This window comes from Microbacterium sp. LMI12-1-1.1 (assembly GCF_040676455.1).
In the GTDB taxonomy this organism is placed as follows: domain Bacteria; phylum Actinomycetota; class Actinomycetes; order Actinomycetales; family Microbacteriaceae; genus Microbacterium.
Window position 1 is genome coordinate 945,362 of sequence record NZ_JBEGIA010000001.1, and the last position, 24,199, is coordinate 969,560.

Here is a 24,199-nt window from a genome sequence, read left to right on the forward strand (position 1 = left end):
ATGCCACCGACGCATTGCCGGGCGAACGCAATTTGCGCAAAATGGGACCCATGCCACCCGCAGATCGCGTCACTCTGACCGCCGTAGCCGAGCGGGCCGGGGTGAGCATCGCCACGGCCTCGCGAGCTCTCCGCGCACGCGGGGAGATGGCCGCCGAGACCCGCGCACGCGTGCTGCGCTCGGCGACCGAGCTCGGATACCGGCCCGCCGGGCAGGTGCGCGGGCGCCCGCGGCGCGGCACGTCCCTGATGTTCGATCTGGTGCTCGGTCACTTCCACGACCCGTACACCGAGGAGATCACCGCGGGCGCGCGCACGACCGCGTCGCAGCTCGGCTTCGACCTCGTGCTCACGGCCGAGCGGGAGGATCCCGCCGAGGACTGGCCCGCGCGGATCCGGTCGCGCGGCTCCGCGGGGGTCATCGTGGGACTCATCGTGCCGACCAGCACTCAGATCGCCGCGATGCGCCGCGCCGGCATCCCGCTCGTGCTGATGGAGCCCCCCTCCGAGGCGTCCCGCCCGCTTCCCAGCGTGCGGACCACCGATCGCGCCGGCGGCGAGGCCGCCGCCGAGCACCTCGTCGAGCGCGGCGCGCGCCGATTCATCGTCATCGGCGGCGCCCCTTCCTACCGCTACGGACGCGCGCGCGTCGAGGGCTTCGCGAGCGCGCTCCAGAAGATCGCCCCGGACGCCGAGTTCGTGCGGACGAGCGCCGACTGGAGCGCATGGGACGCCCGACGGGCATGCGCGCGCGCACTCTCCGAGCTCGGCGGCGAGGGGCCGGTCGGCGTGTTCGCCTGTTCCGACGAGATGGCGGCCGGCGCCTACCGCGCGATCTCCGACAGCGGACGAAGCATCCCCCGAGACGTCCTCGTCATCGGCTTCGACGATGTGCGCGGCGCCCGCTGGCTGCACCCCCCGCTTACCACCATCCGCCAGCCGATCCGCGAGATGGCAGCCGCCGCGGTGCACATCCTGGCCCGCGCCGCGGCGGGCGAGTCGGTGGAGACCGAAGCTGTGGTCATGCCGACGGAGCTCGTGGAGCGCGGGTCCACGCGCCTGACGCTCAGCGACTGACCGTCGAGCGCACCGGGAAGTAGATCGAGAACCGCTGGTCGATCACTTCGTGCAACGGCAGGAACCGGATGGCGGCATCCTGGCCGATCGAGCGATACCGCACGAGCCATTGGGTCCATTGGCGCTCGTCGTCGGGCGCGAGCATCGTGGTGGGATCGCCGGCATCCCCGCGAAGGGCGACTTCGCGGTCGACCAGACCAGCGAGGACGACCGGGCCCTCGACGAAGGCGATCGTCGAAGGCTCATCGGGGATCGGCACCGCGCGCAGCGTCAGCGGGAACTCGAGGTCGATGCTGGTTTCCCCGCCCGGGTGGTCGACTTCCAGCCAAGCGCCCGCTCGGTGCCATCGGGCGGACGTGCGCACGACGGGCTCACGGTCGGTCCATGCCGGCACACGGAGCCTCAGGCGCACCGCGTCGGTTCCGCCGGATGTCACGGTGACGCGTGCCCGCAGCGCACGTGGGCGGTGACGGTCACCACCGGGGCCGGCGTTCGCGTCCGGACCGACGTACCCGGCGTCATCGAGAAGCCGGATCTCGACGCCGACGGCGCGCCCGGCGACGGCCGCCTCGGCGCGGACCGGCAGGTACTGCGCCACGGTCACGACGTCGTCCGCGCCGGCGTATACGGCGAGCTGGGCGAGACGGGTGTGCGCCTGCACGAGAGTTCCGTGGCAGCACCAGAAGTCTTCGGTGGGAGTGCCCCATGCCTTGTGTCCCCCACCCTCAAGCGGGAGGAAGTAGGTCACCATCCCCGTCTCGGGGTTCTGCTGAGCGAGCAGCCCGTTGTAGAGATTGGTCTCGATGTAGTCCAGCGGCCCGGCGGCACCGCTCCAGCGGAACAGAACGTCGGCGAGGCGAATCATGTTGTACACGACGCAGTGTTCCTGGGTCTTCGATCCGCGTCGCGCTGCGAACTCGAACGGCGGTGTCCAGATCTCGCCCGACGTCTGGCCGCCCGTGCAGAAGGTTCCCCGGCGGATCACCGCCCACTCCCAGTAGGCCTCCACGACCCGACGCCACCGCTCATCTCGCGTCACTTCGTAGGCGCGCGCGGCGCCGAGCACCTCGGGGATGGTCGTGTTGGCGTGCATGTTGGTCAGAACGTCCTGGCCGTCCAGCAGTGGATCGAACAGCGACGCATGCCAGTAGCGGTCGAGCAGCTCCCGGTAGAGGCCGTCGCCTGTCGCCTCGAGCAGATCCGCCCAGACCTCGAGCATCCCGCCCGTCTCGACGTCCAGGATCTCCTGGAACCGCGCCGTGCCGAAGCCACGTGCCCACTCTGCGATCGTTCCCGCCGCGCGATGCGCGATCGTCAGAGCCCTCTCGTCGCCCAGGTCGCGGTAGACGTCGATGAGACCCATGAAGGTCTTGTGGATCGCATACTGCGGCGCCCAGGTCTCCCGCCCCTCGCCCAGTCGGCGCAGGAACGACCGCGGTGTGGCGAAGACCCAGGCGCCGCCGTTCTCCTCCTGGCACTCGGCCAGGAGCCGGATGACGTTGTCGAGCTTGCCCCGGAGGACGGCATCGCCCGTCGCCGCCACCTCGCGTGCCGCCGCCGACATCCAGTGCCCGAGAAAGTGGCCGCGCAGGAGAGACCCAGGCGTCTCCCACCCCCAGTGACGGTCGAGTCCACGATCGGCATGCCCCTCTCGCGACGGATGCAGATGCCACAGCTGGTCGCCGATCCCCGCCTCGATGAGGTGGTTCTGCACCAGGTTGCGCTCGGTGAGCGAGACCAGATATTCGCGGTTGCGTCGCCGGCGCCGGTCGACGTCGCCGCTCGTCAGGCGCACCGCGCCGGGAGCGAGAGCGACGGCGGTGGAGGTTTCGAGGGGCATGGTTCTCTCCTGTGAGATCGATCTCTGACTGTACCTCGCGATCGCCGACCCTGCACAATGGGTCTTATGAATGATGTGCGCATCGCCCACCTGTCGGCCGGCGACGTCTCGCTCGTGGTGGCCCAGCAGGCAGCGAGCCTGCCCAGAATCGTCCACTGGGGCGCTCGCATCGATGTGAGTGCCGATGATCTTCAAGGCTTCGTCATGGCGGAGGAAAGGCCCGGTCTTTCCACCGATTCCGATGTTCCGTACCACGCGACGATCCTGCCGGAGCACAGCCGCGGCTGGTTCGGCCGACCCGGGCTGAGCGCGCATCGAGCGGGTGCCGCCTGGGCTCCCCGCTTCCACGCCGCGCCGATCCGAGTCGCCGGCATGCCCGTCGAGACGGGTGTGGCCACCGTCGGCGCGGGCAGCGTCGTCGTCGACGCACGCGACGACTGGGCACAGATCGAGTTCTATCTGGAGATCGATCTCAGCGCGAGTGGACTGCTGCGAACACGTGCTATCATCCGCAACACCGGCGAGGACGAAGCCCCGCTCGAGATCGCCGAGGTGATGCTGTCGCTGCCCCTTCCGCTGCGTGCCGGCGAGGTCCTCGACTTCTCCGGACGCTGGGCTCACGAGCGGATCCCGCAGCGGCATCCCATCGTCCGCGGCATCCACTCCCGCCCCTCCCGCCGTGGGCGCACGGGCCTGGACGCCACGACGGTGATCGCCGCCGGCGTTCCAGGGTTCGCGTCGGATGCCGGCGAGGTGTGGGTCTGCCACGTCGGCTTCAGCGGGAATCACGAGCACGCCATCGAGCGCGGTGACGGCTTCCTCGCCTTCCGGGGCGGCGAACTGCTGCTGCCGGGAGAGATCCGGCTCTCGACGGGCGAGGAGTACGTCACACCTTGGGTCTACGGCAGCTACGGCGACGGACTGGACAGTGCGGCGTCGCGCTATCACGACCACCTGCGCGCCAGGTCGCGGTCGTCGCGACGGGAGCGCCCGGTCACGCTGAACGTCTGGGAGGCGGTGTACTTCGACCAGGATCCGGCAACGCTCATCGATCTCGCCGAACGCGGCGCCGAACTCGGCGTGGAGCGGTACGTGCTCGACGACGGCTGGTTCCGCGGCCGCCGGGATGACCGCTCGGGGCTGGGCGACTGGACGCCCGATCCGGTGGGCTGGCCCGACGGCCTGCGGCCGTTGGCCGACCGCGTCCGACAGCTCGGCATGGAGTTCGGGCTCTGGGTGGAACCCGAGATGATCAACGAGGACTCCGACCTCGCCCGCGCGCATCCCGACTGGATCCTCCGCGCGCGACCGGAGCTTCCGCCGCGCTACCGGTTCCAGCAGGTGCTCGATCTGACGCACCCCGAGGCCTACTCCCACATCCTGGAACGGCTCGACGATCTCGTCACCTCGATCGGCGTGAGCTATCTGAAGTGGGACCACAATCGAGATCTCGTCGAGGCCGGTCACCCCGTGAGCGGCGCTCCTGCCGTGCACGAGCAGACGCTTGCCGTCTACCGGCTCATCGACGAGCTGCGGGCTCGCCACCCCGACCTCGAGATCGAGAGCTGCGCCTCGGGCGGCGGACGCGTCGATCTCGGCATCCTCGAGCGCACCGACCGCATCCATCCCTCGGACAGCCACGACCCGATCGACCGGTTCCACATCCTGCGATGGACCGGGCTCCTGGTGCCGCCCGAGATGATGGGCTCGCACGTTGCTTCGGCGGTCTCCAGCACGACGGGACGCACCTCCAGCCTGCACTACCGGTGCGCGGTCGCGCTGCTCGGCCACTTCGGGATCGAATGGGACATCCGAGGCCTCGAGGACGCCGACCGCGAGACGCTCTCGTCCTGGATCTCGCTCTACCGCAGGCACCGACGCCTCATCTCGACGGGGCGCGCCGTCGGCGGGCCTGCCGACCACTCCGCGCCCGCGGTACGAGGAGTCGTCTCGCCGGAGGGGACGGAGGCGTTGTACACCATCGTGACGCCGGCGACGAGCCCGGACGCCCTGGCGCGCGTGAGACTCACCGGCCTCGCTCCCGAGCGCCACTACCGGATCGCGGTGGACGCGCCGGAGTCGCTCGGACCCCCGTGGCAGGTGCCGGGATGGCTGGGGGCGCCGGGTCTCGACGAACACGGTCCTGCCCCCGTCCTGAGCGGCGCCCTGCTCAGCCGAGTCGGCCTGGAGTTCCCCACGTTCCACCCCGAGCGCGCCGCCGTGGTGCACCTGCAGGCGGCCGACTGAGGGTCACGGCGGCGGCGCGCACCGCCGAGCCGACGTCACCGCGGCGGGGCACCGCCCCACGACGCCACGAGGTCGGCGGTGTCGTCGTCACCGCTGCTGCGCGCCTCGGCCACGCACGCCGCCGCTGCCCGCGCGAACACCTCGTCGAGGAGCACCGGGGCGCCGGACCGCGCCGACGCGACGGCTGCCTCCACCATCGCAAGGCTCCAGATGTTCGCGTGGATCTCACCCGACGGCAGCGGCCCGCCGTCCAGCGCCTGCAGGAACTCGGCGAGGGCGGCATCGAGCCCTTCCACCTGCTCGACGGGCTGCAGCGTCTGCGGGACGTCGTGGGCGTCCTGCGCACGGACCGCCTGCTCGCCGTCCCACTCGACCGAGCCGCCCGCCGCGCTCGCGCGCCAGGCGCCGTTCCACGACGTGGTGAGGCCGTCGGCGCACCAGCTTCCGGAGTACGCGAACCTCGCCCCATCGGTGAAGCGGAAGACCGCTTGGGCAGCGGCACCCCCGCGATACCAGCTCCACGGCGGCGAGAACTCCTCGCAGTAGACGGACGCCGGCTCACTGCCGAGCACGTATCGCGCCTGATCGAACGTGTGGATCGCCATGTCGATGAGCAGCGGCGAGTCCATCTCATCGCGGAAGCCGCCGAAACGCGGGTTCTGGAAGAACGCGGCGTCGAGCTGGCCCGCGCCGCCGTACGCCGCCACGGCGTCGCGGAACGCGCGCAGACCCGCCAGGTGTCGCCGCGACTGGCTGGTCGCGAGGAGGACTCCCTGCTGTTCGCTCACGGCGGCGAGGGCGAGGGCGTCCGCGACCGTCGGGGTCACCGGCTTCTCGCTGAGCAGCGGCACACCGGCGCGCAGCGCCGCTTCACTGACCGCCCGGTGGGCCTCGGGGATCGTGACGTTGAGCAGCATGCTCGGCGGCTCCACGGCGGCGAACGCCTCGGCGACCGTGGCGACGCACGGGACGTCCCAGCCCCGCTCGCGCGCCGCCGCCTGCGCGGCGGCGACCGAGACGTCCACCAACGCGCTCACGCGCAGATCAGGGCGTCGCTCGATCACGTCCATCCACGCGCGGCCCATCCCTCCCGCACCGACGAGGACGACCTCTCTCATGTCAGCACCTCGCCGTTCCACTCGCGAGGCGTGTCGAACTCGCCCGTGCGGTGCATCGTCAGGTGCGGAAGGTCCCGCGGCCGGTCCTGGAACGCCCATCCGGCCGCGTTGGCGAGGACCCGCTGGATCTCCGGCTGGTGGTAGACGGGGTAATCCTGATCGCCCGGAGAGAAGTAGAAGATGCGCCCGCGTCCGCGGGAGAAGGTCATCCCGGACCGGAACACCTCTCCCCCGCTGAAGCTGGAGACGAACACGAGCTCGTCGGGGGCGGGCACGTCGAAGAACTCGCCGTACATCTCCTGGGCGGGAATGACGATCGGATGCGGCACGCCGGCGGCGATCGGATGGTTCGGCGATACCGTCCACACCAGTTCGCGGTCATCCCCCTGCCGCCATCGGAGGCTGCACGTCGTCCCCATCAGGCGGATGAAGATCTTGGAGAAGTGCCCGGAGTGGAGCACCACCAGCCCCATGCCGCCGAGGACGGCGCGATGAACCCGCTCCACCACGGCGTCGTCGACGGCGTCGTGTCGCACGTGCCCCCACCAGAAGAGCACATCGGTCTGCTCCAGGCGGTCGGCGCTCAGGCCGTGCTCCGGATCGTCGAGCGTCGCCGTGTCGACGACGCTGTCGGGGCCGAGGAGCGAGCGCAGTCCGGCGGCGATCGTCTCGTGCATGCTGTCTGGGTACAGGCGGCGTGGCACCTCATCGTGCTTCTCATGGTGGTTCTCGCCCCACACCAGGACCCGGATGCCCCGCGTCTGCGTCATGCTGTCTCCTTCGCTTCGGTCGCGTCTACATCCCATGCCGTCCGGCCGGCCCGCGCCAGCAGGACGCGCCGGGGCCCCGCCAGACGCACGCGTGTCTCGATCGGACGCTCCGCCGCCGAAGGGCCGGCCGAGAGTACCGCGACGCCGGGCTCGACGGCGAGCCTGTTGTCAGTGCCCGTCGCCGCGAGCCGGGCGGCCTCGAGGGTGAACCGCACGGTGCGTCGCGCGCCGGCGGGGACCGGGATGCGCGCGAAGCCCACCAGCTGGACATCCGGGCGGACGATCGGACCGGAGGGGAAGGACGCATACAGCTGCACGACCTCGATGGCATCCGCACCGTCGTTGCGCACGACAACCGCCACCTCCGCGGCGCCGCCGGTCGGCAGCACTGCCGGCGTCTCGATGCTCTCGTAGACGATCCGGCCAGGCGTCATCCCGAAGCCGAACGGGAACAGCGGCGTGGGGTCGGCGACGGTGATGCCGCGGTTGTGGCGACCGAGAGGCGGCTGCAAGTACGTGCCGGTCGCCTCGGGAGAACGCGGGATCTGGACGGGGAGCCGCCCGCTGGGCGCGATGCGGCCGGAGAGCACGCCGGCGACGGCCGCCGCACCGTCCGCACCCGGGAAGAATGCCTGCACGATCGCTCCCGCCTCGGTGTAATCGCCGAGCGCGTACGGGCGCCCCGAGACGACGACGAGCACTGTCGGCGTCCCGGTCGCCAGCACCGCACGGACCAGGTCGTCCTGGCGGCCCGGCAGCCGCAGGTGGGGCGCGTCGCACCCCTCGCCGGACGTCCCGGCCCCGAACAGGCCGGCGACATCGCCGACGACGAGTACGGCGACGTCGCTGTCGCGGGCGAGCGCGACCGCTTCGTCGATCCGCACCTCCTCGTCGCCGACGATCTCGCAGCCACGCTCGGAGCGGACCCGGGCGTCTCCCCACTCAGCGCGCACGGCGTCCTCGATCGTCGGGATGTCGATGCCCGGGGCGTGGCCGGGGTACTTGGTGAGCACGTGATTGGGGAACGCGTAGCAGCCGAGCAGACTGCGGTACTCCGTGGCGGCGGGGCCGATCAGCGCGATCCGTCGCGCTTCGGCGAGCGGCAGCATCCCATCGTCCCTCAGCAGGATGATCGACTCCTCGGCGAGCGCCGCAGAGATGGCGCGGTTGCGCGGGGTGTCCAGCAGCACATCCTCCGCTCCGTCGGGCACGACGGGCCCGCGATCGAGCAGGCCGGCTTCGATCTTGTGGCGCAGGTGGCGCACCGCTGCGCGGTCGATGTCGCTCTCGTCCACGACACCTTCGCGCACGAGGCGCGACAGGGCGGCGTACGCGACGGTCGAGGGCAGCTCCACGTCGACGCCGGCACGGAGCGCGAGGGCACCGGCCGCGGGTCCGTCGGCGGCGACCCGGTGCATCGACACCAGGAACGGCACGGCCCAGTAGTCGGCGACCACGGTCCCATCGAAACCCCACTCGGTGCGCAGCACGCCGTCGAGCAGCTGCCGGTTCGCGGTGCTCGGGATACCGTCGACATCGGTGTACGAGGTCATCACGCTGCGCGCACCGCCCTGGCGCAGCGCCGTCTCGAACGGCGGCAGCACGGTGTCGGCGAACTCCCGCGGTCCCATGCTCACCGGTCCGTGATTGCGCGCGGCCCGCGACGCCGCGTATCCGGCGAAGTGCTTCAGGGTGGCGACGACGCCCGCGCCCTCCAGACCGGCGACGTACGCCGCACCCAGCTGCCCGACCACGTAGGGGTCTTCTCCCAAGGTCTCCTCGACCCGACCCCACCGGTAGTCGCGCACGACGTCCAGGACGGGGGCGAGGCCTTGATGCACGCCGATCGCGCGCATGTCGTCGCCGATCGCCCGGGCCATGTCGCGCACGAGCTCCTCGTCGAATGTCGCCGCCCACGCCAGTGGCGTCGGGAAGGCCGTGGCTCCGAACGCCGCGAGGCCGGTGAGGCACTCCTCGTGGACGAGGGCCGGGATGCCGAGCCGCTGGTTCGCCACGACGCGATACTGCAGCTCGCGCAGTCGCGTCACGCCCTCGCGCACGCTCACCGGCGCGGTGCCGAACACGCGCGTCAGCTGACCGAGCCCGTGGGCGAAGGGATCGGTGCCCTCGGTCGCTAGACCGCCCTCCAGGGTCGGGGCGAAGTCGTCCGCGGCATCCGTCAGCCAGACGGAACCGAGTTGGGCGACCTTCTCCTCGAGGGTCAGTTCGTCGACGAGTGCCTGCGCGCGCTCACGCGCGCTCAGCGTCGTGTCCCGCCATCGACCCTGATCGATGACATCGGCGTGCGCGCTCATCAGCCCTTGAACGCCCCATCCATGATGCCGGCGACCATTCGCCGCCCGACGAAGAAGAAGACGATGAGCAGCGGCAGCGTCGCCATGAAGGAGCCGCCCATCGTCAGCGCCAGGTCGATGGTGCGGTTGGCCTGCAGCTGCTTCAGTGCGATCTGCACCGTGAACAGCTCCGGCGACTTGAGCACGATGAACGGCCACATGAAGTCGTTCCACACCGCGGTGAAGGTGATGAGGCCCAGCACGAACGCAGCCGGCCGCACCACGGGGAAGCCGATGCGCCAGAAGATCTGCCAGCTGTTCGCCCCGTCGATCCGCGCCGCCTGCATGAGTTCGTCGCTCAGCGTCGTGGCCATGTGCTGACGCATCCAGAAGATGCCGAACGCGCTGGCGAGCCCGGGGACGATGATCGCCTGCAGGGTGTCGACCCAGTCGAGCCACGAGATGATCAGGTACTGCGGAATGACGCTGAGCTGCGCCGGCACCGTCATCGTCAGCAGCACGATCAGGAACAGCGCGTTGCGGCCGGGGAAGTGCATCTTCGCGAAGGCGAATCCGGCGAGCGCGCAGAGCAGCGAGGCGATCACCGCGATGGCCAGCGACACGATCACGCTGTTGAGCAGCGACTGGAAGAACGGCACGGTCTCGAACACCTTGGCGGCGATCTCGAAGAAGTTGAATCCCGGGTAGAGCCGCGGCGGGATCGAGGTGACCGCGGAGGCTCCCACCGATGCGATCACGAACATGTAGTACAGCGGGAAGACGCTGATGACGACCGCGACGATGAGCATGGCGTACACGGGCCAGGGCACGCGGCCCAGGCGTCCGCCGCGACGCGACGGTGTCTTCTCGGGCTGCGCGAGCGCCTCTTCCGGCGTCTGCGGAATGGCCTGGTCGATGACATCGGACATCAGCGTGCCCTCCGGGTGCGGGTGGTCAGGAAGAAGTTGATGAGCGAGACCACGACGACGATCACGAACAGTGCGACGCCGATGGCGGAGCCGTAGCCGAACTCGAACTGTCCGAAGCCCTGCTCGTAAAGGAAGAGGGCGAGCGTCTGACACTGCCGCCCGCCGCCGCAGGTGAGACCCGACTCGGGGGCGACCAGCAGCGGTTCGGTGAAGATCTGCAGCCCGCCGATGGTCGACATGATGACCGTGAAGATGATGATCGGGCGCAGCGACGGGATCGTCAGGTGGATGAACTGCTGCCAGTTCGATGCCCCGTCCACCGAGGCCGCCTCGTACATCTCCCGCGGCAGCGCCTGGAGACCGGCGAGGTACAGGAGGGTGTTGTAGCCGAACCACCGCCACATCACCATCGACGAGATCACGATCCACGAGCCGACCTGCGAGGCGAGGAAGTTGACTTCGCCGATCCCGAACCACCCGAGCACCCAGTTGATCAGCCCGAAGTTCTTGTCGAAGATCTGCGCGAACACCAGCGCCGTCGCGGCGACCGAGGTGATGTAGGGCACCAGCAGCGCCATGCGGAAGAAGTTCGCGAACTTCAGCATCGCGTGGTTCAGCAGGTGCGCGAGGCCGAGCGCCAGGAGCAGCTGCGGAATCGTCGAGATGAGGAAGATGCCGAAGGTGTTGACGAACGCGTTCCAGAACCGGGGGTCCTGGACGAGCCGCTCGAAGTTCGCCAGCCCGACGAACGTCTGCTCGCCGATCGGGTTCCAGTCGAAGAGCGCGACATAGAACGTGAAGAGCAGCGGGAAGAGGCCGAAGATCGCGAACAGCACGAAGAACGGCGCGATGTAGACGTAGGGCGCGATCCGCTCCGCGAGCGGGTGCCGGATCTTCCGGGAGGGTGGCCGGTCTCCCCGGCGGATCTTCTGGACGGGGATGGCGGTGGCGGTGGCGGTCATCTTCCTGCCTCGGTCGGGGCGGTGGCCCGGCCCATGGCCGGGCCACCGCTGGTCGGGTGGGGCTCAGCCCCCGATGGCGGCCTTCGCGCTGGCCACGCCGGTCTCCCAGGCGTCGGCCGGGTCGACGTTGCCGGCCTGCATGTCGACGAGCGCGTTGAGCAGGGCTCCGCCGATCGCGCTGGTGTCGGGGCCGTTGTAGAACGAGTTGAACTGCAGCACGGACTCGCTGATGGTGGTGCCGATGGCCGAGTCGCCGAAGAACGGGTCCGTGTAGCCCTTCACCTCGTCGCTCTCGAGCGCCGCTTCGGCCGCGGGGAAGGTTCCGGTCTGCGCGAAGTGCTCCGTCTGACCTTCCGGCGACAGCATCGTCTCGATGTACTGCCACGCCGCCGCCTTGTTGTCGGCACGGGCGGGGATGGCGATGACGCTGCCGCCCCAGTTGCCGCCGACACCCGGGATGGACGCGATCCGCCAGTCGCCTTCCGTGTCGGGGGCGTCGTTCTTGAGCCCGGACAGGATCCATGACGGCGCCGTGGTCACCGCGAAGGCGCCGTTGGCCTTGCCCGGCGCCCAGCCCGACGACCATGCCGGGATGTTGGCGCTGATGCCGGCGTCGTACGCGCGCACGGCGACGTCGAACGCCTCCTCGACCTGCGGGTTGGTGTCGAAGATGAGCTCGCCGTCCGGGGAGTAGTACTTCTCCGTGACCTGGTTGACGGTGGAGAAGAACACCGACGTCTCGACGTTGTCCACGAACGGCTGGCCCGTGGCAGCCGTGTACTGCTCGCCCATGGCGATGAAGTCGTCCCACGACGACCACATCTGCGCGACCTCTGCCGGATCCGTCGGCAGGCCGGCCGCTTCGAAGAGATCGGCACGGTAGGCGAAGCTCAGGCCGCCCACATCGGTGGGGATGCCGATCAGCGAGCCGTCATCGGCGGTGGCGGCGTCGACCGCCCAGTCCAGGTAGTCGTCGCCGACATCGTCGCCGCCGAGCGTGCGCAGGTCGACGAAGTTGCCCGGGTTCTCCACGAACTTGGGCAGATCGTCGTTCTGGATCATCACGAGGTCGGGGACGCGGCCACCGGCGAGGGCCGCGGTCAGCGCGGTGGCGGTCTCGGTCGTGCTGCCGACCTCCGACAGCTTCACCTTGGCGTCGGGCATCTCCTCGAGGTAGCGATCGACCGAGTCCTTCTGGCCGATGCCGGTGAACGACCAGAACTCGAATTCGGCGTCGGGATCGTCGGAGCCGGAGCCCGATCCTCCCGAGCATCCGGACAGCACCAGCGCGAGTGCACCGACTGCTGCGATGGGCAGGGCCAGTTTGCGACGATTCACAACAGCTCCTCTTCTTCGGGGACATGTGGCTGCGGGAGGTTTGGCTCCGATGCTGAGAGATCGATCTCTCAGCGATGGCCACAGTAGCCGCCCTACCGGGCCGGCGGCAACCCTGGAACGAATTCCCAGTGGCGCCCTGGTCGCACTCAGCCTCCACATCGGGCTGATTTCCGCGCGTCCGACCCGCGGAACGACCCCCACCCATGCAATGATGGAGACGACGAGAGAACGATCTTCTCCGCCATGCCCACGCTCACGGGGGGAGCCATGGTCAGACCCACCATCGTCGACGTCGCGCAGGCCGCGGGGGTCTCCCGCGCGACCGCCGCCCGCGTGCTCGCCGGCGCGACGAATGTGGACACCGCGATGGCGGCGGCGGTCGAGCGCGAGGCCCGGCGTCTGGGCTACGAGACGAACTTCGCCGCGCGAGTGCTGCGGGGCGGACGCGCCGGGGCGATCGGCCTCGTGATCGCCTTCGACGAGCTCGGAAGCCTGAGCGGCACCTTCTTCACCGCCGTGCTGAAGGGCGCGGCCAAGGGACTGTCGGCGGGCGAGGTGCAGCCCGTCCTCCTGCCCGCCGACCATGAGGACCTCGACCGGATCCCCCGCTTCCTGCGCTCCGGCGCCCTCGACGGGGCGATCGTGATCCTGCAGCACGAGATCACGCACCTGGTCGAGCGACTCGCCGACTCCCCCGTGCCCATCGCGTGGGTGGGTCGCCCTCACGCCGACATCGGCCCGGATCCGATCGTCATCGATTCCGACAACTACGGCGGCGGCGTGCTGGCAGCGCGCGCTCTCGTCGAGGCGGGCCGTCGCTCGATCGGCATCATCACAGGCCCCCTCGATCTGGAGCAGGCACGTGAGCGCACACGCGGATGGACCGACGAGCTCGCGCGGCACGGCCTGACGCCCGGACCCATCGTGCATGGCGATTTCACGCTCGACAGCGGCACGGCCGCCATGGCGCGGCTGCTGCAGCGGGCGCCCGATCTCGATGGGATCTTCGCCTCATCCGACCTGATGGCCGCCGGTGCGATCCGGGTGCTCCAGGCCGCGGGACGCCGCGTGCCGACCGACGTCTCGGTGGTCGGATTCGACGACGTCCTCATCGCGAGCACATCCGATCCGCCGCTGACCACCGTGCGCCAGCCGCTCGAGGAGATGGGGCGGGCTGCGGCCGACACGCTGATCGCCACCATCCGGGGCCTGCCCGCAGAGAAGGTCCAGGTGCTGCCGACGTCGATCGTGCGCCGGGAGTCGCTCTGAGCGTGATGCTCACCCGCACCACTGTGCATCTGCCACGCCGTCGATGCTTCGGACGGCACCGACAGGCGGGGTGCGCAGCCCCACGTACACTTGTCCCTCGTGACTGAACGCGTTCTCGTCAACCAGCTCAAGGGCCTCGCCGACGGCCCCGTCTCCGTCTCCGGATGGGTCGAGACCGTCCGCGACCAGAAGAAGGTGCAGTTCGCCATCCTTCGCGACGAGACCGGGGCGGTGCAGCTGCTCAATCCGGCGACCCGGCCCTCCGAGGACGGTTCGGAACAGGATGCCGGTGCACTGGCCCTCACCGACCTCATCTCGAACCTCGCCACGGGCACCTTCCTGACGGTCACGGGTGAGCTCAAGCACGACGAGCGCGTCAAGCTCGGCGGCGTCGAGATCAAGATCGGCGCGCTGGACGTCGCGGCCGCCGCCCTCCCCGAGACGCCCATCGCCGCCGACAGCGGCATGGACAAGCGCATGGACTGGCGATTCCTCGACCTCCGCCAGCGGCGCAACAACCTCATCTTCCGGGTGCAGACCACGCTCGAGCACGCTTTCCGCTCGTACTGGATCGAGCGCGACTACATCGAGGTGCACTCGCCGAAGCTGATGGCCTCGGCATCCGAGTCGAACGCGGAGCTGTTCTCGCTGGAGTACTTCGGCGACCAGACCGCCTACCTCGCGCAGTCGCCGCAGTTCTTCAAGCAGATGGCGCAGGTCGCCGGCTTCGGCAAGATCTTCGAGATCGCCCCCGCGTTCCGCGCCGACCCCTCGTTCACCTCGCGCCATGCGACCGAGTTCACGTCGATCGACGCCGAGATCAGCTGGATCGACTCGCACGAAGACGTCGCCCGCATGCAGGAGGAGCTTCTGCAGACGGCGTTCCAGGTGGTCAAGGACAAGCACGGCGCCGAGATCGAGGAGCTGTTCGGCCTCGAGGTGCAGGTGCCCGCCATCCCGTTCCCGCGCATCCCGCTCGCCGAGGCGCGCGAGATCGTGAAGAGCCGGGGCTACGAGATCCCCCGCACCGACGGCGACCTCGACCCCGAGGGCGAGCGCCAGATCTCGGCGTATGTCGAGGAGACCTACGGCCACCAGTTCGTCTTCATCACCGACTACCACCCCGAGATCCGCGCGTTCTACCACATGCGCGACGAGGAGACCGGGCTCACCAAGTCGTACGACCTGCTCTTCAAGGGCGTCGAGATCACCACGGGCGCGCAGCGCGAGCACCGTGTCGATGTGCTGATCGAGCAGGCGAAGGAGAAGGGTCTCGAGCCCGAGCACCTCGACTTCTACTTCGACTTCTTCCGCTACGGCGCCCCGCCCCACGGCGGGTTCGGCATGGGTCTCGCCCGCGTCATGATGCTGCTGCTCGGCGAGTCGTCGATCCGCGAGGTCACGTACCTGTTCCGCGGCCCGACGCGCCTCGCCCCGTAACAGATTTGGGGATCCCTTCGGGGATTTCCCCCTTGTGGCAGGCCTCCCAGCCGAGGATGCTGTGCGCGGTGACGGCTCATCGTCACCTCGCCGATCCATCTGCTGGGAGTCCTTGCATGCGTATTTCGAGTTCTCGACAGAAGCGAGCCGTGCTCGCTCTCGTCACCGCCACGGCGGCCGCCATCGCGGTCGTCTCCGCCGGGGCGCCCGCCGTCGCGGCCGGTCAGTCGTCGGTGGTGGCCACCGGCCTCGACAACCCCCGGCAGCTGTCCATCGGCGCCGGGGGCACCGTCTACGTCGCCGAGGCCGGCACGGGCGGAGACGGTGCCTGCCTTCCTAATCCGGAGGATCCGGAAGCGACGGTGTGCCTCGGCGACACGGGCGCTGTCACCGAGATCCGGCGAGGCACCCAGACGCGCGTCGTCACCGGCCTCCCGTCGCTCGCCGGGGCCGACGGCTCCGCTGCGTCGGGTCCCTCCGCAGTGAGCGTCCGCGGCAGCAACATCTCGGTGCTCATGGGCCTCGGCGGCAACCTCGAGACCCGCGCACTGCTCGGACCCGCCGGAGCCGAGCTGGGCACGATGCTCACCGGTCGCATCGGACAGGACCTGACCGTCGCCGAGGACGTCACCGCCTACGAAGCCGCCGTGAATCCCGACGGCGGGCTGGTCGACTCCAATCCCAACGGCTTCACCGACGTGAACAGCAAGCGCTGGACCATCGCCGACGCGGGCGCGAACGCGATCGTGACGATGGGCGGGAACCTCCCCGACCAGACGGTCGCCGTCCTCCCGCCGGCGATGGGAGTCCCGCCGTGGGGCGGCGACCCGATTCCCGCCGAATCGGTTCCGACGAACGTCGTCACCGGACCCGACGGCGCGTACTACGTGTCGGAGCTTCTCGGCTTCCCCTTCCCCGTCGGCGAGTCCCGGATCTGGCGCGTCGTCCCCGGTCAGTCGCCGACCGTCTACGCGACGGGCCTGAGCAACGTCACGAGCCTTGCGTGGCAGCACCAGACCCTCTACGCCGTGCAGCTGAGCGACAGCAGCTTCCTCGAGGGGAACCCGATCGGCTCGCTCCGCCAGGTGGTGCCGGGGTCGGAGCAGCACCCGGCGGTGCTGGACGGCCTGTTCGCCCCGTACGGCGTGGCGATACACGGCACGACGGCGTATGTCAGCACCGGCTCCATCGCGGCCGGCGCCGGCGAGGTGCTGGCGGTCGACCTGCGCTGAGGTCCCCTCACAGCTGAGGACCAGCGCCCGGTTCGGGACCCCGTCTCGGGCCGGGCGCCGCGCGTGCGCAGCAGACGGCTGCCCGTGCACGATGGAACGCGCGTTCGCGCGCCTTTCGCCCGATGCGGAAGACTCCGTCGCGGCGCGGCTAGGGTGAAGCTCATGGCGATAGAGGGACTGCTCAACTTCCGCGACACGGGCGGGATGCCTCTGACCTCAGGCGGTGTCAGCCGCAGCGGCGTTCTCTACCGGTCGGCTGCTCTCAACGCGCTCACCGACGACGGGCTCGCGCAGCTCGCAGACTCGGCGGTCGGGGTGATCGCCGACTTCCGAACCCCGATGGAGCAGCAGATGGCGCCCGACCGACTGCCCGTGTCGCGCTCCTTCCGGGTCGAATCGCTGGCCCTCCTGGAGGGCGCGCTCCCCCAGCCCGGCGTCGGCCACGAGGTGACGGCGACGCCGGAGTCGTTCGCGACCGTGCTGGCTCAGCTTCCCACGCTCGGCGAGCTGTACCTGTCGATGCTCGCCCAGGGCGCCGAGACGTTCGCAGGACTCGCGCGCCTCGTCGGCGCATCCACCGACGACGAGCCGACCGCGGTGCTTGTGCACTGCACCGCGGGCAAGGACCGCACCGGGGTCGCGGTCGCGCTCATGCTCGATGCCGCAGGCGCTGAGCGGGACGCCATCGTCGCCGACTACGCGTCCTCTCAGGCGAACCTGGCCGGACCGTGGGCCGAAAGCATGCTCGGCACGATCACCGCCATGGGCGTGCCGATCACCGACTCCCTGCGCACTCTGGTGACGGCGACTCCTCCCGCAGCGATCGAACAGGCGCTGACATGGGTCGACGGCGAGGGTGGCGCCGCCGCTTACCTCCAGTCGGGTGGTCTCTCCGACGCGGAGCTCGACGCGCTCCGCGCGCGGCTGACCGCGTGACCGCTCTCGTCGAGTATGCCGAGCGGGTTCGGATGGCGCCGTGGGCGTCGCGCGGGGGCGCCGGAGCGGAGAATCGAGATCAGCGCGCGGTGCTGAGCGCGGCACGCAGGCGGTCGGGCGACACGCGCCAGTGGCCGTGCAGCTCTCCGTCGATGAGCACCACCGGGATCTTCTCCCACCACTGCGCGTAGAGCGCGGGGTCTTCGGCGATCGAGAGCTCCTCGACGTCGACGGCGTCCTCGGGCAGCTCGGCCACGACCGTCTCGACGACCTCGCGGGCGACGTCGCACAGGTGGCAGTCCGGCTTGCCGATGAGGGTGATCGTGGTCACGCGGACTCTGCCGTCACGCCTCGACCGGGTAGCCGGCGGCGATCCACTCGTTCGTGCCGCCGTCGACGTTGGTGGCGTCGTAGCCACGCGCCTCGAGGGCCTCGACAACGCGGCCCGAACGGCCTCCGATCGCGCAGATGACGTCGAACGCGCCGTCGGGCAGTTCGTCGAGCCGGCCGCCGATCGCGGACATCGGGATGTTGACCGCCCCGGGCACATGCCCGGCGGCGAACTCGTCGACCTCGCGCACGTCGATGAGCGGGGTGTCGGCGCGCTCACGCAGCTGCTGAACGGTGATGGACTTCATGTCGGCCTCTCGGGTCGCGGACTCCGCCGGGCGGAGCAGGCATACACGAAGCGCCCGTCCGAAGACAGGCGCTTGGTGCGGATGCCGCTTACTTCTTGTTGCGGCGCTGGTGGCGAGTCTTGCGAAGCAGCTTGCGGTGCTTCTTCTTCGCCATGCGCTTGCGGCGCTTCTTGATGACAGAACCCACGGAAAACCTCACTATGTCGGGGTCTGGGCGCGGCGTGTGCGGCGCCCGGGAACGGGCAGTTACGGAAAATGCCTCGGATCAGTCTAGCCGACGTCGGCGATCGGCCGTTGCAGGGCCTCGGTGACGGCGGACTCGGGGACCCGGTAGCTGCGTCCGAAGCGGACAGCGGGCAGCTCGCCGGAGTGCACCAGGCGGTACACCGTCATCTTCGACACGCGCATGAGCTCGGCGACCTCGGCGACCGTGAGGAAGCGCACATCGGACAGTTCAGCCATGTCGTTCCTTCCCCAGGAGTGCTGCACACACTCTAGAACGCGCGGGACCGGCGTGTAAACACGGTGCCTGTGTGAACGGCTGTGACTTCTGTGGCGGATGATGCCGGTTCACGCATCGGTCCGCTGGCGCGTCTTGCGGTCGTGCGCTTCGCGCGCGGCCAGACGTTCGAGCTTGCGAGCGTCGCGCAGCGCCTTCTCGGCCTGGCGCACCGCCTTCTGGGCCTCGCGGAACTTCTTGTCGTCGGCGATGTCGGCATCGTCGAGCGTGACCCACTGCTTGCGCTCGCCCCGCCGGCCGTCGGCTGCCGCGGCGATGTAGGCGGCGACCCCGTCGAGGCCGCGCTCCAGCGCGAAGGAGAACGGGTCCGAGTCGTCCAGGAACGCACCCGCCTCGATCGCGGCCCGCAGTGAGGGATACGCCTCGGCGGTGATGAGCGCCCGGAACATCGCATCCTCGTTGCGGGCGATCGTGTCGCTGCCGACACCCTGCTCGCGTTCCACGCGCGCATACCCGGCGAGCACCGTGCCCGCCCAGTGCGCCGTGCCCGTGACCAGGAGCATCACGGCCAACCGCTCCTCGTAGGTCAGCGGCGTCTCGTCGAGCGCGCTGATCCCGGCATCCATCCACGCTGCGCTGTTGGGAGTGGCCGGAACGCCCGAGATCGGGATGTCGAGGACCCAGGGGTGCCGCAGGTAATGCTGCAGCTGCTCGCCGAACAGCACCTCCAGGCGCTCACGCCAGCCACCCGCCTCCCGCGTCGCCTCCGAAGGCGACCCGGTGGCCTCCTCCTGCATGAGCAGCACGAGGTCTTCCTTCGCGGTGACGTACCGGTACAGCGACATGGGCGTGAACCCGAGTTTCGCCGCGACCGCCGCCATCGACACGGCGCCCAGGCCCTCGGCATCCGCGATCTCCATCGCCGCCTCGACGATGCGCTCGACGCTCATCTCGCGCTTGGGACCCCGCTGCGGACTGGCGGCGACGCCCCATGCGAGGGCGATGCCCCGCGGAAGCTCGGGCTCGACGGCGTCGGTCATCCCCTCAGTCTAAGACTGTTTATGAGGTAAACAGTGTGTTACCGTCATAAACAGTTAATGCTGTACACAGTTTCGCCCATACACAGATCTCTGAGAGGAAGTCCCATGCCCGACCGCACCGCTCCGCCGGTCATCGTCGTCGAGGGCCTGCGAAAGACGTTCGGCCGCCAGCACGTGCTCGACGGTCTCGACCTCCACGTCGCCCGTGGCGAGGTCTTCGCGCTCCTGGGCCCGAACGGCGCCGGCAAGACCACGACCATCAACATCCTCACGACGCTCGTCCACCCCGACGCCGGCACCGCCACGGTCGCGGGCGTCGATGTGGCGCGTGCTCCCGAGCAGGTCAAGCGCCGCATCAGCCTGACCGGCCAGGCCGCCGCCGTGGACGACGTCCTCACCGGCACCGAGAACGTCGTCATGATGGGCCGCCTGTCGGGGCTCTCCCGGCGCTCGGCCCGCAGACGCGCCGCGGAGCTGCTCGAGCGCTTCGGACTGACGGATGCCGCATCCCGCCGCGTCGGCACCTACTCGGGGGGCATGCGCCGACGGCTCGACCTGGCGCTCAGCTTCGTCGTCACGCCCGAGGTGCTGTTCCTCGACGAGCCGACGACGGGGCTCGACACCCGCAGCCGCCGTGAACTGTGGGACGTCATCCGCTCGCTCGCCGACGCGGGGACCACGGTCTTCCTCACCACGCAGTATCTCGAGGAGGCAGACCAGCTGGCCGACCGCATCGCCGTGCTCGACGGCGGCCGCGTGGTCGCCACCGGAACCGCCGCGCAGCTGAAGTCCCGCATCGGCGGCGACACGGTCGAGCTGCACGACGCGCACGGCGAGCTCGTCCGCGAAGTCGCCACCGACGGCTCGGTGACCGGGCTGCGCCGCGCGCTCGACGTGCTCGACGAGTCGGGCGCCGAGGGCGTCGTCACGCTGCGGCGACCGAGCCTCGACGACGTGTTCCTCGCACTCACCACCCCCGACGGCCGCGGCGAGCGCGCCGACGCCCGCCGGGCCGACACCATGAAGGAGATCGCATGACCACCGTGACCGCCTCGCCGAACCTCCCCGCGCTGCGTCCGCGGGTGACCGGCCTCACCGCCGAGGGTGTCTTCGTCGGGCGCAGCCTTCTGCACTCGCTGCGCGACGGCGAATCGCTGCTGATGGCGATCCTGCTGCCGGTGATGCTCATGCTGATGTTCACGTGGGTCTTCGGCGGGGCGATCGACCCCACCGGCGACTACGTCAACTACGTCGTGCCGGGTGTGATCCTCACGTGCGCCGGCTTCGGCGCCGCATCGACCGCCGTCTACGTCGCGGGCGACATGAAGGCCGGCATCATCGACCGGTTCCGGACGATGCCCGTGCGCGCGAGCGCCGTGCTCACCGGACACGTCGTCGCGAGTCTGCTGCGCAACCTGTTCGCGACCGCGATCGTGATCGGCGTCGCACTGCTCGTGGGGTTCCGTCCGACGGCGGGCTTGTGGGGCTGGCTCGGCGCGGTCGCGGTGATCGCGCTCTGGATCCTCGCGATCACGTACCTGTTCGCGGCGATCGGGCTCGCCTCCGGCAGCCCCGAGGGCGCCAACGGCTACGGGTTCATCATCCTGTTCCTGCCGTATCTCTCGAGCGCGTACGTGCCGGTCGACACGATGCCCGAGTGGCTCCAGGGCGTCGCGGAGTACCAGCCGGTGACTCCGATCATCGAGACGATCCGCGGCCTCCTGATGGGAGCGCCCGTCGACGACACCGTCGGGTGGGCGATCGCCTGGTGCCTCGGGATCCTCGTCGTCTCGTTCGTCTGGGGTGCCTGGCTGTTCCGCCGCAAGGCCGGGCGCCGGTAGAGCCCGTCCCGCTGCGCGGGGTCATCCTCCCCCGGGTCCGGTCGTTGAGCGAGCTTGCGAGTCGAAACGCAGATGACGAAACGCCCGAGCAGACGACAGAGGTCGACTCGGCGCGTTTCGTCTCGTCGCTGCGCTCCTCGCTCAACGACCGGACGACGACTCAGCGGCCGGGGAGGCGCTTGAAGGCGTTCTCGAGAGCGTGCTTGGCCGAGGCGGCGGCTCGTCCGACGACTTCGGCCGCATGGGCGGCCGAGTCGGGCAGCGCCACGGCCACCCCTTCGCCGGCCTCGCCGCCGTCGCCGTCGAGGAACGGCACGAGCCAGTCGTCGACCTCGTCCAGCGGTGCGGCCGAGAGGCTGTAGTAGCGATGCTGCCCCTCCTCGCGCACCGAGACCAGGTGCGCCTCGCGCAGCACCTTGAGGTGCTTCGAGACCGTCGGCTGGCTGGCGCCGAGCTCTGTGACGATGTGCGACACGCTGGTGCCGCGCTCTCCGGCGGATGATCGATCGAGCAGCAGTCGCAGGATGTCGCGACGTGTTCCGTCCGCGATCACGTCGAAGATGTCCGCCATGTGCTCAGATTAGTCGGGAGCCCCGCGGAGTACCATGACTGGGGTCTTGGAGAAGGGGGCGACGCATGACGACGGACCCGGCCGGGTCGCTCGTGCGGCGCATCCCGTCGATGCTGCGACGGCTGTGGGATCAGCTGCGCAATCTGACCACCACCTCGCCCGCGCGATTCGCGGTGCTGGTGTTCGTGTCGCTGATCCTGGTCTTCACGGCGCTGCTGTCTCTGCCCGCCGCGTCCGCGGACGGCCGCCGGCTGCCGCTCGCCGACGCGGTGTTCACCGCGGTCTCGACCATCTGCGTCACCGGCCTGTCCACGGTCGACATCGCATCCACGTTCTCGCCACTGGGCAAGGTCATCATCTTCATCGGCGTGAACATCGGCGGGATGGGCGTCCTCACCCTGGCGTCGATCCTCGGCCTCGTGATCTCGAAGCGCCTCGGGCTGCGGGCGAAGCTCATCGCCGCGAGCGACACCAATCCCATGCGCGCCCACGCCGGACCCGTCAACGAGAGCCAGACGGTCCGCCTCGGCGAGGTCGGCCAGCTGCTGCGCACGGTCGCACTCTCGACCCTCCTCATCGAGGCGCTCGTCGCGATCGCCCTGTATCCGTCGCTCCTGCTCGCCGGCATCCGGCCGCTGGAGGCCCTCTGGGAGGCCCCGTTCTACGCGGCGATGGCGTTCACCAACACGGGCTTCACGCCCAATCCGGGCGGACTGGAGCCGTTCGCCGACGACTACTTCCTGCTGACGGTGCTGATGGTCGGCGTGTTCCTCGGCAGCATCGGCTTCCCCGTCATCTACGCCCTGTGGAAGCACGTGTGGGACGTCCGCCGCTGGCCGCTGCACACGAAGCTCACGATGATCACCACGGTGCTCTTGTTCTTCGCCGGCGCGGCGGCCTTCCTCGCGCTCGAGTACAACAACCCGAAGACCTTCGGGTCGATGGATGCCTGGGACACCACGTTCCAGGCATTCTTCCTGTCGGCGATGACCAGGTCCGGCGGCTTCGCCGTCGTCGACATCGGCGAGCTCCACGGCTCGTCACTCATCGTCGGCTGCATGCTCATGTTCGTCGGCGGCGGCTCGGCTTCGACGGCGGGCGGCATCAAGGTGACGACGCTCGCCGTGCTCGCACTGGCCGTGTTCTCCGAGGCCAAGGGTCGCCCGTCGGTTCAGGCGTTCGGCCGGCGCATCCCGAGCGACGTGCAGCGCGTCGCCCTCTCCGTGGTCGCGTGGGGGGCGACGATCGTCGCACTCTCCACGATCGTGATCTCCCAGATCTCGCAGGAGCAGGTGTCGGACGTCCTGTTCGACGTCATCTCGGCCTTCGGGACCGTGGGCCTCTCCACCGGCCTGACGGCCGAGCTGTCGGATCCGGCCGTCTATGTGATGGCCCTGACGATCTTCATGGGCCGCATTGGTACAGTGACTCTCGCCGCGGCCGTGGCCGCGACATCCCGTTCGCAGCTCTACTCGCTGCCCGTGGAAAGGCCCATCGTTGGTTGAGCGGATGAGGGGCGACGCGCCCGTTCTCGTGATCGGACTGGGGCGCTTCGGCGCCGCGTGCGCGGGTGAGCTCGATCGGCTCGATCGCGAGGTGCTCGCGATCGACGACAGTCTCGATCTCGTGCAGAAGTGGTCGGAGCGCGTCACGCACACGGTGCAGGCCGACGCCCGCAACATCGACGCGCTCAAGCAGATCGGTGCGCAGGACTTCCAGGTCGCCGTCGTCGCCGTCGGCTCGTCGATCGAGGCGTCGGTGCTCATCACCGCGAACCTGGTCGACCTCAAGGTGCCGCAGATCTGGGCGAAGGCGGTGTCGCAGTCGCACGGCAAGATCCTCGCCCGCGTCGGGGCGAACCACGTCATCTACCCCGAGCGCGAGGCCGGTGAGCGCGTCGCCCATCTGGTCAGCGGCCGCATGCTCGACTTCATCCGCTTCGACGACGACTTCGCCCTCGCCAAGCTGTACCCGCCGAAGTTCATCCGCGGCGTCGGCCTCAACGAGTCCGGCGTGCGCACCAAGTACAACGTCACCGTGGTGGGCGTGAAGAGCCCGGGCAAGCCCTTCCGCTACGCCGAGGCGAACACCGTGGTCACCAACCACGACCTGATCATCGTCTCGGGCACCAACTCCGACATCGAGCGCTTCGCCTCGCTCGAGCGCTGACGCGGCCCTCTGTCGGATGTCCCCGCCCC

The 24,199-nt window shown here is 69.7% G+C and carries 23 protein-coding genes; 10 read left to right on the forward strand and 13 right to left on the reverse strand.

The window, feature by feature from the left end:
* The first annotated feature begins 50 nt into the window (after positions 1 to 50).
* Entirely contained in the window at positions 51 to 1,076 is a 1,026-nt protein-coding gene (locus MRBLMI12_RS04605) for a LacI family DNA-binding transcriptional regulator (protein ID WP_363354282.1), read from the forward strand.
* Here the strand turns inward: MRBLMI12_RS04605 and MRBLMI12_RS04610 are convergent.
* Positions 1,066 to 2,916: a beta-L-arabinofuranosidase domain-containing protein gene (locus MRBLMI12_RS04610; protein WP_363354284.1), complete on the reverse strand. Its 1,851-nt coding sequence runs from the start codon at positions 2,914 to 2,916 to the stop codon at positions 1,066 to 1,068. The two genes, MRBLMI12_RS04605 and MRBLMI12_RS04610, sit on opposite strands and share 11 nt — an antisense overlap.
* 66 nt (positions 2,917 to 2,982) lie before the next feature.
* Between MRBLMI12_RS04610 and MRBLMI12_RS04615 the strand changes: the two genes are divergently transcribed.
* Positions 2,983 to 5,163, forward strand: coding sequence for an alpha-galactosidase (locus tag MRBLMI12_RS04615; RefSeq protein ID WP_363354286.1), 2,181 nt, complete (start codon positions 2,983 to 2,985; stop codon positions 5,161 to 5,163).
* Positions 5,164 to 5,198: 35 nt separating this feature from the next.
* Here MRBLMI12_RS04615 and MRBLMI12_RS04620 read toward each other — a convergent pair whose 3' ends face one another.
* The 6 genes from MRBLMI12_RS04620 to MRBLMI12_RS04645 form a co-directional block, all read right to left on the reverse strand.
* Positions 5,199 to 6,281, reverse strand: coding sequence for a Gfo/Idh/MocA family protein (locus MRBLMI12_RS04620; protein WP_363354288.1), 1,083 nt, complete (start codon positions 6,279 to 6,281; stop codon positions 5,199 to 5,201).
* Entirely contained in the window at positions 6,278 to 7,051 is a 774-nt protein-coding gene (locus tag MRBLMI12_RS04625; RefSeq protein ID WP_363354290.1) for a ThuA domain-containing protein, read from the reverse strand. Before MRBLMI12_RS04625 ends, MRBLMI12_RS04620 begins: the two co-directional genes overlap by 4 nt.
* Positions 7,048 to 9,366, reverse strand: coding sequence for a beta-glucosidase family protein (locus MRBLMI12_RS04630; RefSeq protein WP_363354292.1), 2,319 nt, complete (start codon positions 9,364 to 9,366; stop codon positions 7,048 to 7,050). Before MRBLMI12_RS04630 ends, MRBLMI12_RS04625 begins: the two co-directional genes overlap by 4 nt.
* Complete coding sequence (locus tag MRBLMI12_RS04635; protein WP_349428607.1) at positions 9,366 to 10,274, reverse strand: carbohydrate ABC transporter permease; 909 nt, start codon at positions 10,272 to 10,274, stop codon at positions 9,366 to 9,368. The genes MRBLMI12_RS04630 and MRBLMI12_RS04635 overlap by 1 nt, the downstream gene beginning before the upstream one ends.
* Positions 10,274 to 11,236 carry a carbohydrate ABC transporter permease gene (locus MRBLMI12_RS04640; protein WP_349428608.1) on the reverse strand — a complete coding sequence of 321 codons (963 nt, stop codon included), beginning with the start codon at positions 11,234 to 11,236 and terminating at the stop codon, positions 10,274 to 10,276. The genes MRBLMI12_RS04635 and MRBLMI12_RS04640 overlap by 1 nt, the downstream gene beginning before the upstream one ends.
* A gap of 63 nt (positions 11,237 to 11,299) precedes the next feature.
* Positions 11,300 to 12,574 (reverse strand): ABC transporter substrate-binding protein, encoded by a 1,275-nt coding sequence (locus MRBLMI12_RS04645; RefSeq protein WP_363354294.1) that lies wholly within the window; start codon positions 12,572 to 12,574, stop codon positions 11,300 to 11,302.
* A 243-nt stretch (positions 12,575 to 12,817) separates the two neighbouring features.
* On the opposite strand from MRBLMI12_RS04645, the gene MRBLMI12_RS04650 reads away from it, so the two are divergent.
* From MRBLMI12_RS04650 to MRBLMI12_RS04665, 4 genes are all read left to right on the forward strand, one after another.
* A complete protein-coding gene (locus tag MRBLMI12_RS04650) occupies positions 12,818 to 13,843 on the forward strand; it encodes a LacI family DNA-binding transcriptional regulator (RefSeq protein ID WP_363354296.1) in 1,026 nt (341 codons plus the stop codon).
* A gap of 99 nt (positions 13,844 to 13,942) precedes the next feature.
* A complete protein-coding gene (gene aspS, locus MRBLMI12_RS04655) occupies positions 13,943 to 15,283 on the forward strand; it encodes an aspartate--tRNA(Asn) ligase (protein WP_363354298.1) in 1,341 nt (446 codons plus the stop codon).
* Between the two features lie 149 nt (positions 15,284 to 15,432).
* A complete protein-coding gene (locus MRBLMI12_RS04660) occupies positions 15,433 to 16,515 on the forward strand; it encodes a ScyD/ScyE family protein (RefSeq protein WP_363354300.1) in 1,083 nt (360 codons plus the stop codon).
* Between the two features lie 162 nt (positions 16,516 to 16,677).
* Positions 16,678 to 17,451, forward strand: a complete 774-nt coding sequence (locus tag MRBLMI12_RS04665) for a tyrosine-protein phosphatase (protein ID WP_363354302.1) — start codon at positions 16,678 to 16,680, stop codon at positions 17,449 to 17,451.
* 79 nt (positions 17,452 to 17,530) lie between these two features.
* On the opposite strand, the gene MRBLMI12_RS04670 is transcribed toward MRBLMI12_RS04665, so the two are convergent.
* From MRBLMI12_RS04670 to MRBLMI12_RS04690, 5 genes are all read right to left on the reverse strand, one after another.
* Complete coding sequence (locus MRBLMI12_RS04670) at positions 17,531 to 17,782, reverse strand: glutaredoxin family protein (protein WP_363354304.1); 252 nt, start codon at positions 17,780 to 17,782, stop codon at positions 17,531 to 17,533.
* A gap of 13 nt (positions 17,783 to 17,795) precedes the next feature.
* Positions 17,796 to 18,089, reverse strand: a complete 294-nt coding sequence (locus MRBLMI12_RS04675) for a rhodanese-like domain-containing protein (RefSeq protein WP_363354306.1) — start codon at positions 18,087 to 18,089, stop codon at positions 17,796 to 17,798.
* A gap of 88 nt (positions 18,090 to 18,177) precedes the next feature.
* Positions 18,178 to 18,276, reverse strand: a complete 99-nt coding sequence (locus MRBLMI12_RS04680) for a 30S ribosomal protein bS22 (RefSeq protein ID WP_003792170.1) — start codon at positions 18,274 to 18,276, stop codon at positions 18,178 to 18,180.
* An 83-nt stretch (positions 18,277 to 18,359) separates the two neighbouring features.
* Entirely contained in the window at positions 18,360 to 18,551 is a 192-nt protein-coding gene (locus tag MRBLMI12_RS04685; protein ID WP_163618319.1) for a helix-turn-helix domain-containing protein, read from the reverse strand.
* 108 nt (positions 18,552 to 18,659) lie between these two features.
* Positions 18,660 to 19,589: a TetR/AcrR family transcriptional regulator gene (locus MRBLMI12_RS04690; protein WP_363354308.1), complete on the reverse strand. Its 930-nt coding sequence runs from the start codon at positions 19,587 to 19,589 to the stop codon at positions 18,660 to 18,662.
* A gap of 105 nt (positions 19,590 to 19,694) precedes the next feature.
* On the opposite strand from MRBLMI12_RS04690, the gene MRBLMI12_RS04695 reads away from it, so the two are divergent.
* Both MRBLMI12_RS04695 and MRBLMI12_RS04700 read left to right on the forward strand, forming a co-directional pair.
* A complete protein-coding gene (locus MRBLMI12_RS04695; RefSeq protein ID WP_349428616.1) occupies positions 19,695 to 20,627 on the forward strand; it encodes an ATP-binding cassette domain-containing protein in 933 nt (310 codons plus the stop codon).
* A complete protein-coding gene (locus MRBLMI12_RS04700; protein WP_363354310.1) occupies positions 20,624 to 21,430 on the forward strand; it encodes an ABC transporter permease in 807 nt (268 codons plus the stop codon). Before MRBLMI12_RS04695 ends, MRBLMI12_RS04700 begins: the two co-directional genes overlap by 4 nt.
* Before the next feature lie 160 nt (positions 21,431 to 21,590).
* On the opposite strand, the gene MRBLMI12_RS04705 is transcribed toward MRBLMI12_RS04700, so the two are convergent.
* Positions 21,591 to 22,001: an ArsR/SmtB family transcription factor gene (locus MRBLMI12_RS04705; protein ID WP_349428618.1), complete on the reverse strand. Its 411-nt coding sequence runs from the start codon at positions 21,999 to 22,001 to the stop codon at positions 21,591 to 21,593.
* 65 nt (positions 22,002 to 22,066) lie between these two features.
* Between MRBLMI12_RS04705 and MRBLMI12_RS04710 the strand changes: the two genes are divergently transcribed.
* Both MRBLMI12_RS04710 and MRBLMI12_RS04715 read left to right on the forward strand, forming a co-directional pair.
* Entirely contained in the window at positions 22,067 to 23,506 is a 1,440-nt protein-coding gene (locus MRBLMI12_RS04710) for a TrkH family potassium uptake protein (protein ID WP_404910236.1), read from the forward strand.
* A gap of 4 nt (positions 23,507 to 23,510) precedes the next feature.
* Positions 23,511 to 24,170, forward strand: coding sequence for a potassium channel family protein (locus tag MRBLMI12_RS04715; RefSeq protein ID WP_404910237.1), 660 nt, complete (start codon positions 23,511 to 23,513; stop codon positions 24,168 to 24,170).
* The last annotated feature ends 29 nt before the right edge of the window (positions 24,171 to 24,199 follow it).

Excerpts from the sequence above, each read along its gene's own strand:
- MRBLMI12_RS04625 (WP_363354290.1), bottom strand. The coding sequence starts at position 7,051 with ATGACGCAGACGCGGGGCATCCGGGTCCTGGTGTGGGGCGAGAACCAC.
- MRBLMI12_RS04630 (WP_363354292.1), bottom strand. The coding sequence starts at position 9,366 with ATGAGCGCGCACGCCGATGTCATCGATCAGGGTCGATGGCGGGACACG.
- MRBLMI12_RS04610 (WP_363354284.1), bottom strand. The coding sequence starts at position 2,916 with ATGCCCCTCGAAACCTCCACCGCCGTCGCTCTCGCTCCCGGCGCGGTG.
- MRBLMI12_RS04710 (WP_404910236.1), top strand. The coding sequence starts at position 22,067 with ATGACGACGGACCCGGCCGGGTCGCTCGTGCGGCGCATCCCGTCGATG.
- MRBLMI12_RS04605 (WP_363354282.1), top strand. The coding sequence starts at position 51 with ATGCCACCCGCAGATCGCGTCACTCTGACCGCCGTAGCCGAGCGGGCC.
- MRBLMI12_RS04695 (WP_349428616.1), top strand. The coding sequence starts at position 19,695 with ATGCCCGACCGCACCGCTCCGCCGGTCATCGTCGTCGAGGGCCTGCGA.
- MRBLMI12_RS04640 (WP_349428608.1), bottom strand. The coding sequence starts at position 11,236 with ATGACCGCCACCGCCACCGCCATCCCCGTCCAGAAGATCCGCCGGGGA.
- MRBLMI12_RS04715 (WP_404910237.1), top strand. The coding sequence starts at position 23,511 with ATGAGGGGCGACGCGCCCGTTCTCGTGATCGGACTGGGGCGCTTCGGC.
- MRBLMI12_RS04665 (WP_363354302.1), top strand. The coding sequence starts at position 16,678 with ATGGCGATAGAGGGACTGCTCAACTTCCGCGACACGGGCGGGATGCCT.
- MRBLMI12_RS04650 (WP_363354296.1), top strand. The coding sequence starts at position 12,818 with ATGCCCACGCTCACGGGGGGAGCCATGGTCAGACCCACCATCGTCGAC.
- MRBLMI12_RS04690 (WP_363354308.1), bottom strand. The coding sequence starts at position 19,589 with ATGACCGACGCCGTCGAGCCCGAGCTTCCGCGGGGCATCGCCCTCGCA.
- MRBLMI12_RS04705 (WP_349428618.1), bottom strand. The coding sequence starts at position 22,001 with ATGGCGGACATCTTCGACGTGATCGCGGACGGAACACGTCGCGACATC.
- MRBLMI12_RS04685 (WP_163618319.1), bottom strand. The coding sequence starts at position 18,551 with ATGGCTGAACTGTCCGATGTGCGCTTCCTCACGGTCGCCGAGGTCGCC.
- MRBLMI12_RS04635 (WP_349428607.1), bottom strand. The coding sequence starts at position 10,274 with ATGTCCGATGTCATCGACCAGGCCATTCCGCAGACGCCGGAAGAGGCG.
- MRBLMI12_RS04675 (WP_363354306.1), bottom strand. The coding sequence starts at position 18,089 with ATGAAGTCCATCACCGTTCAGCAGCTGCGTGAGCGCGCCGACACCCCG.
- MRBLMI12_RS04700 (WP_363354310.1), top strand. The coding sequence starts at position 20,624 with ATGACCACCGTGACCGCCTCGCCGAACCTCCCCGCGCTGCGTCCGCGG.
- MRBLMI12_RS04615 (WP_363354286.1), top strand. The coding sequence starts at position 2,983 with ATGAATGATGTGCGCATCGCCCACCTGTCGGCCGGCGACGTCTCGCTC.
- MRBLMI12_RS04620 (WP_363354288.1), bottom strand. The coding sequence starts at position 6,281 with ATGAGAGAGGTCGTCCTCGTCGGTGCGGGAGGGATGGGCCGCGCGTGG.